The organism is Bradyrhizobium sp. MI1.7, assembly GCF_055811795.1.
In genome coordinates this window covers 55,302-69,987 of record NZ_JBVVPO010000029.1, presented here as the reverse complement: position 1 = coordinate 69,987, position 14,686 = coordinate 55,302, and the positions used below count along the sequence as shown (strand labels likewise).

Annotated in this window: 16 protein-coding genes; 10 read left to right on the top strand and 6 right to left on the bottom strand. The window is 64.8% G+C overall.

The window, feature by feature from the left end; translation table 11 throughout:
• Window positions 1-117 precede the first annotated feature (117 nt).
• Window positions 118-753, top strand: coding sequence for a 2-hydroxychromene-2-carboxylate isomerase (locus AC0L3X_RS24820; protein WP_063984501.1), 636 nt, complete (start codon window positions 118-120; stop codon window positions 751-753).
• 3 nt (window positions 754-756) lie between these two features.
• Here the strand turns inward: AC0L3X_RS24820 and ald are convergent, their stop codons facing one another.
• On the bottom strand, window positions 757-1,872 hold the full coding sequence (ald, locus tag AC0L3X_RS24815) for an alanine dehydrogenase (RefSeq protein WP_063984502.1): 1,116 nt from the start codon (window positions 1,870-1,872) through the stop codon (window positions 757-759).
• Between the two features lie 141 nt (window positions 1,873-2,013).
• On the opposite strand from ald, the gene AC0L3X_RS24810 reads away from it, so the two are divergent.
• The 6 genes from AC0L3X_RS24810 (at window position 2,014) to AC0L3X_RS24785 (ending at window position 9,393) form a co-directional block, all read left to right on the top strand.
• Window positions 2,014-2,493 carry an Lrp/AsnC family transcriptional regulator gene (locus AC0L3X_RS24810; protein WP_028150288.1) on the top strand — a complete coding sequence of 160 codons (480 nt, stop codon included), beginning with the start codon at window positions 2,014-2,016 and terminating at the stop codon, window positions 2,491-2,493.
• 143 nt (window positions 2,494-2,636) lie between these two features.
• Window positions 2,637-3,128: a (2Fe-2S)-binding protein gene (locus tag AC0L3X_RS24805; RefSeq protein ID WP_063984503.1), complete on the top strand. Its 492-nt coding sequence runs from the start codon at window positions 2,637-2,639 to the stop codon at window positions 3,126-3,128.
• Complete coding sequence (locus AC0L3X_RS24800; RefSeq protein WP_231144477.1) at window positions 3,125-4,141, top strand: FAD binding domain-containing protein; 1,017 nt, start codon at window positions 3,125-3,127, stop codon at window positions 4,139-4,141. Before AC0L3X_RS24805 ends, AC0L3X_RS24800 begins: the two co-directional genes overlap by 4 nt.
• 7 nt (window positions 4,142-4,148) lie before the next feature.
• The gene (locus tag AC0L3X_RS24795; RefSeq protein ID WP_063984505.1) at window positions 4,149-6,353 is read left to right on the top strand and encodes a xanthine dehydrogenase family protein molybdopterin-binding subunit; all 2,205 of its coding nucleotides are present in this window, start codon (window positions 4,149-4,151) and stop codon (window positions 6,351-6,353) included.
• Between the two features lie 97 nt (window positions 6,354-6,450).
• Window positions 6,451-8,808, top strand: coding sequence for an Orn/Lys/Arg family decarboxylase (locus AC0L3X_RS24790; RefSeq protein WP_283018566.1), 2,358 nt, complete (start codon window positions 6,451-6,453; stop codon window positions 8,806-8,808).
• 6 nt (window positions 8,809-8,814) lie between these two features.
• A complete protein-coding gene (locus tag AC0L3X_RS24785) occupies window positions 8,815-9,393 on the top strand; it encodes a GNAT family N-acetyltransferase (protein ID WP_014496638.1) in 579 nt (192 codons plus the stop codon).
• A 3-nt stretch (window positions 9,394-9,396) separates the two neighbouring features.
• On the opposite strand, the gene AC0L3X_RS24780 is transcribed toward AC0L3X_RS24785, so the two are convergent.
• The 3 genes from AC0L3X_RS24780 to AC0L3X_RS24770 form a co-directional block, all read right to left on the bottom strand.
• A complete protein-coding gene (locus tag AC0L3X_RS24780) occupies window positions 9,397-9,609 on the bottom strand; it encodes a hypothetical protein (RefSeq protein WP_028150282.1) in 213 nt (70 codons plus the stop codon).
• 140 nt (window positions 9,610-9,749) lie between these two features.
• Entirely contained in the window at window positions 9,750-10,199 is a 450-nt protein-coding gene (locus AC0L3X_RS24775) for a flagellar basal body rod protein FlgC (RefSeq protein ID WP_063984506.1), read from the bottom strand.
• A gap of 117 nt (window positions 10,200-10,316) precedes the next feature.
• Window positions 10,317-11,366, bottom strand: coding sequence for a hydroxyacid dehydrogenase (locus AC0L3X_RS24770; RefSeq protein ID WP_063984507.1), 1,050 nt, complete (start codon window positions 11,364-11,366; stop codon window positions 10,317-10,319).
• Window positions 11,367-11,610: 244 nt separating this feature from the next.
• On the opposite strand from AC0L3X_RS24770, the gene AC0L3X_RS24765 reads away from it, so the two are divergent.
• The 3 genes from AC0L3X_RS24765 to AC0L3X_RS24755 all read left to right on the top strand — a co-directional run bounded on the left by AC0L3X_RS24765 (window position 11,611) and on the right by AC0L3X_RS24755 (window position 13,237).
• Window positions 11,611-12,177 (top strand): thiamine pyrophosphate-binding protein, encoded by a 567-nt coding sequence (locus AC0L3X_RS24765; RefSeq protein ID WP_014496644.1) that lies wholly within the window; start codon window positions 11,611-11,613, stop codon window positions 12,175-12,177.
• Between the two features lie 11 nt (window positions 12,178-12,188).
• Complete coding sequence (locus tag AC0L3X_RS24760) at window positions 12,189-12,797, top strand: thiamine pyrophosphate-dependent enzyme (RefSeq protein WP_063984508.1); 609 nt, start codon at window positions 12,189-12,191, stop codon at window positions 12,795-12,797.
• A 77-nt stretch (window positions 12,798-12,874) separates the two neighbouring features.
• Window positions 12,875-13,237 (top strand): VanZ family protein, encoded by a 363-nt coding sequence (locus tag AC0L3X_RS24755; protein WP_063984509.1) that lies wholly within the window; start codon window positions 12,875-12,877, stop codon window positions 13,235-13,237.
• 60 nt (window positions 13,238-13,297) lie between these two features.
• Here AC0L3X_RS24755 and AC0L3X_RS24750 read toward each other — a convergent pair whose 3' ends face one another.
• Entirely contained in the window at window positions 13,298-13,681 is a 384-nt protein-coding gene (locus AC0L3X_RS24750; protein WP_063984510.1) for a DUF1236 domain-containing protein, read from the bottom strand.
• A 112-nt stretch (window positions 13,682-13,793) separates the two neighbouring features.
• The gene (locus AC0L3X_RS24745; protein ID WP_063984511.1) at window positions 13,794-14,681 is read right to left on the bottom strand and encodes a 2-hydroxy-3-oxopropionate reductase; all 888 of its coding nucleotides are present in this window, start codon (window positions 14,679-14,681) and stop codon (window positions 13,794-13,796) included.
• Window positions 14,682-14,686 lie beyond the last annotated feature (5 nt).

Here is a 14,686-nt window from a genome sequence, read left to right as displayed (position 1 = left end):
AGCCGGGTGAGGGGTTCTATCCCCACGAACGGTAGCGCGAGTGGATAGATACCCCTCATCCGGCGCTTCGCGCCACCTTCTCCCACAAGGGGAGAAGGAAGAAAGAGGAAGCCGCCAATGCCCAGGCCAATTGTCCGCGTCTACACCGACTACAAGAGCCCTTACGCGTTCGTGGCCAACAAGCGGCTATTTTCGCTCGAGGAGGCGCACGGCGTCGAGCTCGAATGGCTGCCCTATACGCTGCGCGTCGCCGAATTCATGGGGACGGTCGAGGAGCGCACGCCGCATTTCTGGCGCAAGGTGCGTTACGCCTATATGGACGCGCGGCGCTATGCCAATGCGCAAGGGCTCGTCATGAAGGGGCCGCGTCGCATCTACGACGCCTTCTATTCCAGCGTTGGAATGCTGTTCGTACAGCGGCACGGCTTCTTCCGCCCTTATCACGACACGGTGTTCCGCAAATTCTGGAGCCATGAGCTGGAGATCGACGATCTCGCCGCAATCACGGACGTCATCAAATCTTGCGGTGGCAAGGCGCCCGAGTTCGAAGCCTACGTCAACGGCCCTGCCCGCGCCGAGCACGACCGCATCATCGACGAGGCCGAAGCACTCGGCGTGTTCGGCGTGCCGACCATGGTGTTCAACGGCGAGCTGTTCTGGGGCGGTGATCGCATCGACATGCCGATCGAACGGATCGAGCGTCCGGAAACGATCGAGGCCGCGCTCGGCAGCCGCCACCGCAAATCAGTGTAGCCGTTACGCGGCGAGGCCGCTCTCGACCGGAGCAAATTCCAGCCCGAGGCTCTCGGCAACCGCCTTGTTGGTTATGCGGCCACGATGCACGTTCAGTCCGTTGCGCAAATGCGGATTTTCCAGGACCGCGGCAAAGCCCTTGTTGGCGAGCATCAGGCCGAATGGCAGCGTTGCGTTGTTCAGCCCCTGGCTCGACGTCACCGGCACCGCGCCCGGCATGTTGGCGACGCAATAATGCACGATGCCGTCGACCTGATAGGTCGGATCGGCGTGCGTGGTCGGATGCGATGTCTCGAAGCAGCCGCCCTGGTCGATCGCGACGTCGACCAGCACGGCGCCCGGCCGCATCGACTTGAGCATCGCGCGCGTGACGAGCTTTGGTGCGCTGGCGCCCGGCACCAGCACCGCCCCGATCACGACGTCGGCGGCGAACACCTCGTCCTCGACCGCTTCGATGGTCGAGAAGCGGGTGCGCACCCGCCCGAGAAACACATCGTCCAGCTCGCGTAGACGGGGAATCGAGCGGTCGATCACAGTGACTTCCGCACCGAGGCCCGCCGCCATGCGCGCCGCCTGCGTTCCCACCACGCCGCCGCCGAGCACGACGACGCGCGCCGGCTGCACGCCGGGCACACCGCCGAGCAGCACCCCGCGGCCGCCGACCGATCGCTTGAGCGCGGCGCCGGCGGCTTCGACGGCGAGGCGGCCGGCGACTTCGCTCATCGGCGCAAGCAGGGGGAGGTGACCGGCCGCGTCGGTGACGGTCTCATAGGCGACCGCAGTGCAACCGGAAGCGAGCAGGCCCTTGGCCTGTTCGGGATCCGGCGCAAGATGGAGGTAGGTAAAAAGGATCTGGCTCTCGCGGAGCTGGGCCCATTCGCTTTTCTGCGGCTCCTTCACCTTCACGATCATGTCGGAGCTGGCGAAGATGTCGCGGGCGCTCTCGGCAATCGCGGCCCCTGCCCGCTGGTACACCTCGTCGGAAGCGCCGATGCCGCTGCCGGCGCCGGTCTCGACCGTCACCTGGTGCCCAGCCGCGACATATTCGCGTACGGCGCCCGGGGTGAGCCCGACGCGATATTCCTGCACCTTGATCTCCTTGGGCACACCGACGCGCATTTTGGGCTCCTTCCAACGTCCTGATTCACCCCGTCATCGTAGCGATCGGGCCAGTTTGGTTTCGTGCAAATATCCGCTAGCTTCGACCTCCCCGCGCCGGTTTCCGGCGTGCAAACGCCCTTTCACGCTGGAAACGAAACCTTGGCCCTCGACCGGAAAGATCTCGCCATCCTCGCGGAACTCACCACCAATGCGCGGGCCAGCCACACCGAGCTCGCCACGAAGGTCGGGCTATCAAGCACGGCGCTGGCGCGGCGGCAGAAGGCGCTGGAGGACGACGGCTACATCCAGGCCTACCAGGCTGCGCTCGATCTCGCGCAATTCGGCCTCACCACGACGGTGCTGGTCCGCATTGCGCTGGAGAGCCAGAGCGACGAGGCACTGAAGGCGTTCGAGGCCGAGGTGGTGAAATGCCCGTCCGTCGTGCGCTGCTTTCTGATGTCCGGCACCGACGACTACATCCTGATCGTGCTCGCCCGCGACATCCAGGATTTCGAGCGCATCCACCGTACCGAGTTGTCGCGCCTGCCGCGCGTGGCGCGGGTCCAATCGAGCTTCGCGCTGCGCGAGATCGTCAACCGCGCGGTGCCGACGGTGGTTTTCGGCGAAGCCAAGCGCTGACACTGTGTCGCGGGCGCCATAATTCCCGGCAGGGAACCAAGCGGCCGGTTGTAAGTTGGACGCCATTGGCAAGCGGAGGCGACGGTGCCTCCGCGTCAGTTCGGCTGACGTCTCGGCTCGGTCGCCGTCGCAGGGAGCAGGACATGAGCGATGTCACGCACGAGATTCCCGAACGCATTCCAGTTCATATCGTCGTCAATGGCGTCGGCCACACGCTCGATCTCGTGCCCTGGACCACGCTTCTGGATGCCCTGCGTGACCATCTTGCGCTGACCGGCACCAAGAAAGGCTGCGATCACGGCCAATGCGGCGCCTGCACCGTGCTGGTTGACGGTCGGCGCGTCAATTCCTGCCTGACGCTCGCCGTCATGAAGGACGGCGCCGAGATCACGACGATCGAAGGCCTTGCCAAGGACGGAACGCTTCATCCTGTGCAGCAGGCGTTCATCGACCACGACGCCTTTCAGTGCGGCTATTGCACGCCGGGACAGATTTGCTCGGCCGCGGGCCTTCTGGCCGAAGGCCGCGCCCGGGATGCCGACGAGATCAGAGAGCTGATGAGCGGAAATCTCTGCCGTTGCGGCGCCTATCCGAACATCGTCGCTGCGATCCAGCAGGCAATGGGCCGGCCATGAACAACTTCCAATATTCCCGCGCCACCGACATCGCCGATGCGATCCGCTTGCTGGCCGCCGATCCCGGCGCCAAGCTGATTGCCGGCGGCACCAATCTGATCGACCTGATGAAAGAAAATGTCGAGCGGCCCTCCCGGCTGATCGACATCTCCCGCCTGCCGCTCCGCGACATCGAGGAGACGGCCGACGGAGGCCTGCGCATCGGCGCCTTGGTACCGAATTCAGACCTCGCTTACCATCCGCTTGTCGAGCAGCGTTATCCCCTGCTCGCCGCCGCCATCCTCGCCGGCGCTTCCGCTCAATTGCGCAATATGGCCTCCGTTGGCGGCAACCTGATGCAGCGCACGCGCTGCGCCTACTTTTATGACACGGCGACGCCCTGCAACAAGCGAGAGCCCGGCAGCGGCTGCTCGGCAATCGACGGCCTCAACCGCAACCACGCAATCCTCGGTACGAGCGCGTCCTGCATCGCGACCAACCCGTCCGACATGAGCGTAGCACTTGCCGCGCTCGGTGCGCTCGTGCACATCGCAGGTCCCTCCGGCCGGCGCACAATCGCATTGACCGATTTCCATCGGCTCCCGGAGGACAAGCCCCATGTCGACACAAATCTCGGCACCGGCGAGATCATCGCGGCCGTCGAACTTCCCAAGCATGGCTTTGCCCGTAACTACAGCTATCTGAAAATCCGCGACCGGCTGTCCTATGCTTTTGCTTTGGTCTCGGTCGCGGCCGCGCTCGAACTGGATGGCAACGCGATCAGCGAAGCCCGCCTGGCGCTCGGCGGCGTGGCTCACAAGCCCTGGCGCAGCCTTGAGGTCGAAGCGGCGTTGCGCGGCCAGGCAGCGACGCCGGACCACTTCTCGCGCGCGGCCGATCTGCTGCTGCACGGGGCAACGGCCCGCGCACATAACCGCTTCAAGATCGAGCTCGCACGCCGCGCCATCGTGCGTACGCTGATACAGGCCGCGAGCGCCACGCCACAATCACAGGCTCACAAGAAAATCGCGTGAGGGACCGATGAACGCCTATGTCGGAACGCCAACGTCCCGCGTCGATGGCCGCGCCAAGGTCACCGGAGCCGCCAAATATGCCGGCGAATTCCCGGCAGACGGCCTCCTCCATGGCTTCGTTGTCGAGGCCACGATTCCGCGCGGACGTATCGCTCGCCTCGACGCCAGCGACGCGCTGCAAGTGAAGGGCGTGGTCGACGTGCTCACGCATGCGCATCGTCCGCCCCTCGCCGACAATGACGATGCCTGGAAGGACGAGGTGGCGCCGGAGAAAGGCTCGCCCTTCCGCCCGCTCTATGACGACAGGATCTGGTTCAACGGCCAGCCCATCGCGCTCGTCGTGGCGGATGACTGGGAAACCGCTAAATTCGCTGCGACCCGCGTGCGCGTTGAATACGACCGGGAGGCATTTGCAACCGATCTCGAATCCGAACATGGCAAAGCCGGCAAAGTGGATCGGCCGCACAGGCCGCGCGGCGACGCCGCCGCGGCGCTGGCTGGGGCCGCTGTGCGGCACCAGGCGGATTATGTCCTGCCGACCGAGCACCATAACCCGATGGAGCTCTATGCGACCACGGTGGTCCGCGACGGCAGCGGCAGGCTTACCGTCTATGACAAGACGCAAGGTGTCCAGAACGTCCACAAATATCTATGCAGTGTGTTCAACAAGAGGCACGATGATCTCCGCGTGGTCTCGCCCTATGTCGGCGGTGCCTTCGGCTCCGGATTGCGGCCGCAATACCAGGTGGTGCTGGCGACGCTTGCCGCGCTCGAACTCAAGCGATCCGTCCGTGTCGTGCTGACACGGCAGCAGATGTACGGGCTCGGCTACCGGCCGATGACCATTGAGCGTGTCGCGCTCGGCGCAAGGCCCGACGGCACGCTCGATGCCGTCACGCACGAGGCCACTGCCGTGACTTCGCGCTACGAGGATTTTTCGCGCAATGACACCGGCTGGGCGGAACAGCTGTACAAGAGCCCGAACAGCCTCTTCTCCCACAAGCTCGTCGATCTCGACCTCTCCACACCCTGCGACATGCGCGCACCCGGCGCCGCCTCCGGCGTCTGCGCGCTCGAATGCGCCATGGACGAATTGGCCGTCGCGCTCAAGCTCGATCCGATCGAGCTGCGATTGAAGTGCTATTCGGACCGCGACCAGAGCGAAGACCTGCCCTACACCAGCAAGCAGCTGCGCGAATGCTACGCCCGCGGCGCGGAAGCGTTCGGCTGGGGCCGGCGCAATCCTGCGCCGCGCTCCACGCGCGACGGCAAGGAGCTGGTCGGCTGGGGCATGGCGACGGGGGTGTGGGAGGCGCTTCAGATGCCGGCCGCCGTCCGCATCGTGCTGACGTCGAACGGCCATGCCGAAGTATCCTGCGCCGCCTCCGATATCGGCACCGGCACCTACACCATCGTGGCACAGGTGGCCGCCGACGCCCTCGGGCTGCCGATCGAGAATATCGACGTGAAGCTTGCCGACTCGACCTTGCCGCAGGCCCCTGTCGAAGGCGGTTCCTGGATGGCGGCGTCGGCCGCGCACGCCGTGCTGGGCGCGGCCGAAGACATTCGCCAGGAGCTCGCACGGCTCGCCAAGGCGATGCCCGCCTCGCCCCTCGGCGGCGTCGATGCGCCCGACGTGATCCTTGTCGACGGCACGATCGCCAAGGCCGGCGACAAGGCTTGTGCCGTCTCGATCGCCGATGCGATGCGCCACGGCAAGCTCGAGCGGATCGAGAAGCAGAAGCTCAATCATTTCGCGCAGGACAAGTCGCACGCGCGCAACACCCATTCGGCGGTCTTCGCCGAGGTCAAGGTTGACGAAGAACTAGGCGTCATCCGCGTCACGCGCGTCGTGAGCGCGGTCGCAGCCGGACGGATCCTCAATACCAAGACCGGCCGCAGCCAGATCATGGGCGGCGTGGTCTGGGGCATCGGAATGGCACTGCACGAGGAGACGGTGATGGATCACCGCTTCGGCCGGATCATGAACGCGAACATCGCCGAGTACCACATTCCCGTGAATGCCGACGTTCACGACATCGACGTCATCTTCGTCGACGAACCCGACGACCGGATCAACAAGCTGGGCGTCAAGGGCATCGGTGAAATCGGCATCGTCGGCGTGCCTGCGGCAATCGCGAACGCAGTCTATCACGCCACCGGTAAGCGCATCCGGCGCTTCCCGATCACGCTGGACAAGTTGCTGGATTGATCGCCCGTCACACGATCCCCGCTGGATCGGGCGATTGTCATAGAACTGTCATCGAAAGTGCAGAGACCTGCCAGTCTCTGTAGATTCGGGACACACCATGGATTATTTCAAGCGCTTCAACTTCCTGTTCGCCGCACCTGTGTTCGACGCCGACGATCTGGAAGGCATCCGCTTCAACCAGATTATCGAGGAGATCCAGCGCTCCGGCTTCGAGGTCGTGAGGGCCCGCAGACTGGAGGACGCGGAGATCGCGGTACAGACCGACGCCGCGATCGGCTGCATGGTGGTGGACTGGGGCAAGAAGGGCCTCGAGGGGAAGACCTCGGCGCTGATCAACCTGATGCGGCGCCGCGGCCTCGACTTCCCGATCATCCTCCTGATCCGGCGCAAGCGCTTCGAGGATTTGCCGGTCGAGGTGCTCGACTTCATCGACGGCTATGTCTTCCTCTCCGAGGAGACGCCGACCTTCATCGCCAAGAATTTGATCAGCCGGCTCAAGCAATATGCCGAGACGCTGAAGACGCCGTTCTTCGGCGCGCTGGTCGACTACGCCGAGGAAGGCAACCAGCTCTGGACCTGTCCGGGTCACAATGGCGGCGTGTTCTACAACCGCAGTCCGATCGGCCGGGTCTTCGTCGAGCATCTCGGCGAATCCGTGTTCCGCGACGACCTCGACAATTCCGTGCTCGACCTCGGCGACCTCCTCACCCATGAGGGTCCCGCGCTGAGGGCGCAGAAGGAAGCCGCCCAGATTTTTGGTGCGGAAAAGACCTATTTCGTGCTCAACGGCACCTCGACCTCGAACAAGGTCGCGCTCGGCGCCCTCGTCACCGACGGCGACCTCGTGCTGTTCGACCGCAACAATCACAAGGCCGCCCATCACGGCGCGCTGATGATCAATGGCGGCATCCCGATCTACGTGCCGACCATCCGCAATGCCTGGGGCCTGATCGGCCCGATGCGCTGGGACATGCTCGACGAAAAGGCCCTGCGCGAGGCGATCCGGAACCATCCGCTGGTGACGGACAAGGACGCCTGGCGCAAGGAGCGGCCGTTCCGCGTCGCCGTCGTCGAGCAGTGCACCTATGACGGCTCGATCCACAGCGCCGAGATGATCCTGAAGCGCATCGGCCATCTCTGCGAATACATCCTGTTCGACGAGGCCTGGGCCGGCTTCATGAAGTTCCACCCGCTCTATGCCGGCCGCTTTGCCATGGGGCTGGCGAACCTTTCTCCCGAAGCGCCCGGCATCATCGCGACGCAATCCACCCACAAGCAGCTCGCAAGCTTCTCGCAGGCCTCCCAAATCCACATCAAGGACCGCCATATCCGCGGCCAGAAGCGGCGCGTCGAACACCGCCGCTTCAACGAGAGCTTCATGCAGCACGCCTCGACCTCGCCGTTCTACCCGCTGTTCGCCTCCCTCGACGTCGGCGCGCAGATGATGAAGGGCCGCTCGGGCGAGGTGCTGTGGGACGACACGATCCGGCTCGGCATCGAGCTGCGCAAGAAGATCCGCGCCATGCGCCGGGAGTTCGAGGAGAAGGAGCAAAATCCGGATCGCCGCTGGTTCTTCGAGCCCTTTGTTCCCGATCGCGTCACCATTCCCGACGTCAGCCGCCCCGGCGCCGCGCACAACGTCGCCTGGGAGACCCTCTCCACCGACGAGCTCGCCACCAACCCCGCGCTGTGGCAGCTCTCGCCGGATACCAACTGGCACGGCTTCCCGGACCTTGCGGAAGGCTTTGCCATGACCGACCCGAACAAGCTGACGCTGCTGACGCCCGGCTTCGATCGCACCACCGGCGCCTATGCCGAGCACGGCATTCCCGCGCCTGTGGTCGCGCAGTATTTGCGCGAAAACCGCATCGTCCCTGAGAAGAACGACCTCAACTCCCTGCTCTTCCTGCTCACCCCCGGCGTCGAGGCGAGCAAGGCCGGCACGCTGATCTCCGGGCTTGTCGCATTCAAAAGGCTGCATGACGACAACGCGTTGCTGGCCGACGTCATCCCCGAATTTTACCAGCGGCGTCAGGCGCGCTATGCCGGTGTGCGGCTGCGCGATCTCTGCGGCGAGATGCACCGCTTCTTCCGCGCCGCCGATGTCAGCGCCCTCCAGGCCCGGCAGTTCATGCCCGAGCACATGCCCGAGATCGCGATGTCGCCCCGCGATGCCGCGCGCTATCTGTTCAAGAACGACGTCGACTATTTGCCGATCGAGGCGATCGCGGGCCGCATCGCCACCACGCCCTTCGTGGTCTACCCGCCCGGCATCGCCACCATCGTGCCCGGCGAACGGCTGACGGAGCGGGCCAAGCCCATGGTGGATTATCTCAAGATGTTCGAAACCTGCTTCAACACGTTCCCGGGGTTCGATGTGGAAATCCAAGGCGTCTACAAGGAGATCGATGCACAGGGCCGCATCGGCCTCTATACTTACGTCGTTGCCGAGTAGGTGCCGATGAACGAAACAGCGATTGCGCGTACAGATGACGAACCGGTTCTGGTCCGCCCCTCACGGGAGAGCGATGTCGAGGCGATGCTGGCGATCTACCGCCATCACGTCCGCAATGGGGTGCCGCGCGATGTCGAGGGAACCGGCGCGCCCGAACCGGACGATCTGCGCGACCGCCGCAAGAACCTGAAGCAGACCCGCCTGCCGCATCTGGTCGCGACCTATCGCGGCGAGGTGGTCGGCTATGCCTATGCCGTGCTGTTCCGCAAGCGCCCGGCCTACCGCTACACCGCCAAGCACTCGATCTACGTCCACCACGAGCATCTTGGTCGCGGCGTCGGACGGCTGCTGCTCCAGGGAATGATCGATGCGTGCGCGGCGGCCGGCTTCCGCCAGATGATCGGCTATATCGATGCCGACAACGCGCCCTCGCTGGCGCTGCACGAAAAATTCGGCTTCGCGCGCGCCGGCCTGCTCTGCGGCGTCGCCTATCGCCACGGCCGCTGGTCGGACACCGTCATGGTGCAGCGATCGCTCGGCGCGGGCGTCACCGCTCCGCCGACGCTACCGGCACCGGGCCGTTAAACCTTACGAGGGAAAGTCAGCCGGCTTGACCTGGATCCGGTCGGCATGCAGCGACCAGTGATGCAGCGCCTGGTCCTTGCAAAACCGCGCCTTCGCCCGCTCCCTTGCTTCGTCCTCGTCGGTGGCGTCGATTTCGAGCGTGCCCTGGCAAACCTCGATCTGCCGGCCGTACTGGCCGAGCACGTCCTTCATGAACCTGACGACATAAGTTGACATGGGACCTCCTGCCTGCGCCAGCGTGCCCCGGCGGCACTTTAATCCCATTTAGCCTGAACCGGGAAAGGAGATTTTGACGCGGATCAAGATCGGTGACGGTTCCCGTCGCCAACGCAGGCGTCGATACAATCCGTCAGCGATCACGTCTTGATATCGAGGAGGGTCTGTTCTGTCTCGGCGTAGGCTTGAATGACCTTCGCATTGGCGATGAAGCTGTACTTGGCGGCCGCCATTTGAACGAACTCGCTGGCGAGATCGACGTTCGGCGCGGCGACCAGGCCGTCCTCGTTTGCGAAGGGAGCGCTGGGGTCGGATTGTGCGGCATAGCTCGGCGAAACCGTCGACACGGTCGCGACCGTACCGCCTGGCGTCGAGCCGCTCGATTGGGAGACCTGATCGACGCGCAACGGCACATAGGCCGCTGGAAATGTCGGGCCAATGCTCGAGCCGCCCGCACCGGCCGATGTGCTCGATCCGCTTGAAGCGGGTAGCGGGCCGGTCGTGCGCACATTGGCGATGTTGCTCGCGGCCACGTTCACACGCAAACTCGCCGCGGAAAGTCCTGATGTCGCAATCGAAAATATGCTCATGGACTTTCAACTACAGGACAAGTGATACGCGTTCATTCACGCCATCAGTAAAATCCGCAGCTTTCTATTTGCATCCTCGTAACCAACGATCGGAGCGCGATCGGGGTTCGCACGTTCCTACCCCGGCGTCACGCCGAACGCCTGCTTGAAGCGCTCGGCGTAGCGCGGCCAGACCTCGGGATTGATGATGCGCGGCGGGCGTTTGCCGTCGAGCGTGTCCAGCACCTGCTCGGCGGCGATGCGGCCCATGTTCTGGCGCGCCTCGATCGTCACGCCTGCGGTGTGCGGGCTCGCCAGCACGTTGTCGAACTGGAGCAGCGGATGCTCGGGCGGCGGCGGCTCCTTCGACCAGACGTCGAGGCCGGCACCGGCAATGCGCTTGTCGCGGAGCGCCTGGAGCAGCGCATCCTCGTCGTGGATGAAGCCGCGCGCCGTGGTGATGAAATAGGCGTGCGGCTGCATCAGCGCGAATTCGCGCGTGCTGATCATGTTGCGGCTTTTCTTGTCGAGCGGACAGGAGATCGAGACGAAATCGGCGCGGCGCAGCAGCTCGTCGAGCTCGACCTTCTCCCCGCCCCGCTCGGCCATCACCTCGGCCGACAAATACGGGTCATAGGCCAGCACCGTCATGCCGAGCAGGCCCTTGCACAGCGCGGCAATGCGGCGGCCGACATTGCCGAGGCCGATGATGCCCACGGTCTTGTGCTCGACCTCGTTGCCGACGAGCTCGTTGCGGTTGACGTTGGCCTCCCTGCGGAGCTTGCGGTCGGACTGGATGATGCGCTTGGACAGCGTCAGCATCATCGCCAGCGCATGCTCGGCGACGGAATGCGCGTTGCCACCGGACTGGTTGACGACCAGCACGCCCGCATCGGTGCAGGCCTCGACGTCGACAGGGTCGAAGCCCGCGCCATTGCTGGAGACCAGCAACAGGTTCGGCGTGCGCTTCAGGAAGGCGGCATCGACATGGAAATGCGGAGCAAGCTCGTCGCGGGCGGCGCCGATCTGGTAAACATGCGCCGCGTTCAGGATCGGGGCGTAGAAATCTTCGGGGCTCTCGTTCTCGATGCGATCGAGCCGGACGTCGGACCGCGCCTTCAGGATGTCGATATAGATCGGATTGGCCAGGTATTTGACGTAGAAGACGCGCTTGCTATTGACGGACATCAGGACCCTTCCGGCTCTCTCAAGGAGACCCGCAAGGCCAGCGCACCCCGCGCTCCGTCCATGCGTTCCTCCCGTTTTTGCATTATCGCCGCTTATGACATGGCGGTGCCGGCCACGGCAGGCCGTCTGGCGCAGATCACGGTGCTGGCCCGGACATGTTGACAATCCCGCTGCCTGCGTCAAGTTCGGCAGACCGCCGCGACGACCAGAACCAAGAAGCATGCGCGGCTCAAGGGAGAACGCAATGGCGCTTGCGGAACAGCAGACCTCGCCCCAGGCGGCACAAGGCGCCAGCGACAGGAGCTGGCACGGCATCGTCCTGCAGACCCTGAAGCGGAACGAGATCAGCCTGATCCCTTACGTGCCCGACCGCGTGCTGACGCCGCTGATCAAGAACCTGCACGCCGACCCCTTCTTCACCACCTTTGCCACCGCCCGCGAGGAAGAGGCCGTCGGCATCGTCTCCGGCGCCTGGATGGGCGGACGGCGCGGCGCGGTGCTGATGCAGACCTCCGGCTTCGCCACGCTCGCCAACGTGCTGGCCTCGCTCGCGGTGCCCTACCAGATCCCGCTGATCATGTTCGTCTCCGAGCGCGGCACGCTTGGCGAGTTCAATTACGGGCAATCGCTGGTCTGCCGGACCATGCGCCCGGTGCTGGATTCACTCGCGCTGGAGCACCACACCATCACCCGGCTCGACGAGCTCGAATTCATCGCCGACCGCTCGATCAAGCAGGCCGTGACCACGCAGGCGCCGGTGGCGCTGATCCTCAACCCGCTGCTCACCGGCGGCAAGGTTTTCGACAAGTGAGGCCGGCCAGAATGAGCACAGATTTGGACAACCGCAACACCAAGGTCATGAACCGCTTCGATGTCACCTCGCGCCTGATCGCCAGGCTCAAGCACGAGGAAGCGGTGATCGGCGGCATCGGCAACACCAATTTCGATCTCTGGGCCGCCGGCCATCGCCCGCAGAACTTCTACATGCTCGGCAGCATGGGGCTGGCTTTCCCGATCGCATTAGGCGTCGCGCTGGCCCAGCCCGATCGCCGAGTCTTCGCGCTCGAAGGCGACGGCTCGCTGCTGATGCAGCTCGGCGCGCTCGCGACGATTGCGGCGTTGAGGCCGAAGAACCTCATCATGATCGTGATGGACAACGGCATCTACCAGATCACCGGTGCGCAGCCGACGCCGGCCGCGAGTGTGGCTGACATCGTCGCGATCGCCTCCGGCTCGGGACTTGCCAACAGCGCCTGGGCCGCGGACGAGGAGGATTTCGAGCGGCTGGTCGACGAGGCCCTGTCCGCCTCCGAGCCGAGCCTGATCGCGGTCCGCATCGACGACAAGCCGGGCGTGGGTACCACCCGCAGGGATCCCGTTCAGATCCGGGAACGCTTCATGCACGGCCTCGGCGTGCGCGAGCCACTTTAACGTTTCGTCATTAACTACACGGCGATCTGATCCCTGCCCCGCAACAGGCCGTTGCAAATCCGTGCTATCGGCACCGGATGCCCATTTTTATTCGCTTTTTTGCCTGGCTGCTCGCGGCCGCCGTCACTTTCGCAACCCTCGGCCCGCCCGGCCTGCGGCCCCATTCCGATCTCGGCCAGGACGGCGAGCACGCCCTCGCCTTCATCCTGGTCGGACTGGCCTTCGGCCTCGCCTACCGGAATCGCCGCTGGGCTGTCGCGGCCGTCGCGGTGGTCCTGATCGGCGTGCTCGAGCTGATGCAGTTCTGGGCACCGGGACGGCATGCACGGCTGGACGATTTTCTTGTCGATGCCGGCACCGCCTGCATCGGCTTTGCGCTCGCCGCCGTCACCGATTGGATCATGGCGCGCTTCCGCGCCAATTCGGCCCTGACGAACTAGGGCCCCGCGGAGTGACGCTCCGCAGGGCCCGGCTCTTCAAAGCCTTCACGCTCTGATCGATCAGTCGATGATCTTGACGACGCGGCGCGTGCGCGGTTCGACGATGACGCGGCGATCGTTCACGACCGCGTAGCGATACTCGGTGTAGTTCGGCACGGGGCGCAGCACCACGGTCGGGGGCAGCGGCTCGCCGACGATGACGCGCTCGTGGATCACGACGGAATCGTCGCGCGGGATTCCGCCGAGCACGGCATTCGGAATTTCGAGACCGGCGCCGACGGCCGCACCGACGGTGCCGCCGACCATCGCGCCGATCGGTCCGCCGATGTCGCCACCCGCACGCGCGCCGTCCCTAGCGCCCTGTTCGGTCGTCGACTGGGCCAAGGCTGCACTCGACGCCAGCAGCGACACGGCAGCCAGCGAAATCGCAAGACGGGTCTTCATGTCCACACTCTCCAGTGATTGTTCTGCGCCTTCAACCGCGGGGTCGGACCATTGTTCCGGTTCCCGCACGACGAAAGACAGGCCAAATCTGGAGAGTGTTACTGCGTAACACTTACGCTGCGGCGATCTCGTGTCCCGCCATCAGTTCCAGTGCCCGCACCATCGCGGAATGATCCCAGGCCTTGCCGCCATGCGCGGCGCAGGACGAGAACAATTGCTGCGCCAATGCCGTGCTCGGCAGCGACAGGCCGAGCGCGCGCGCACCTTCCAGCGCGAGGTTGAGATCCTTCTGGTGCAGCTCGATGCGGAAACCCGGCTCGAAATTGCGCTTCACCATGCGCTCGCCATGCACTTCGAGAATCCGCGACGATGCAAAACCGCCCATCAACGCCTTGCGCACGAGAACGGGATTGGCCCCCGCCTTGGATGCGAACAGCAGCGCTTCGCTCACCGCCTCAATCGTCAGTGCGACGATGATCTGGTTGGCGACCTTCGTCGTCTGGCCATCGCCATTGGCGCCGACATGCGTGACGTTCTTGCCCATCTTGTCGAAGATCGCCTTCATGGTGCCAAAGGCCCGCTCCGGGCCGCCGACCATGATGGTGAGGCTCGCTGCTTTCGCCCCGACCTCCCCGCCCGACACCGGCGCGTCGAGATAGTCCGCGCCGAGCGCCTCGATCTTCTTCGCGAACTCCTTGGTCGCCAGCGGCGAGATCGAGCTCATGTCGACGACGATCTTGCCCTTGGAGATGCCGCTCGCGACGCCGTCCTTGCCGAACAGCACCGCCTCCACGTGCGGGGTGTCGGGCACCATGATGATGACCGCATCCGCCTCCTCCGCGACTTCCTTCGCCGATTTGCAGGCGATGCCGCCCGCGGAAATCAGCTCAGGCGCGACCGGCGCGACGTCATGCAGGAGCACGCGATGGCCCGCGGCCAGAAGGTGGCCGGCCATCGGCCGTCCCATGGTGCCAAGTCCGATGAAGCCGATGTCGATCATGTCTA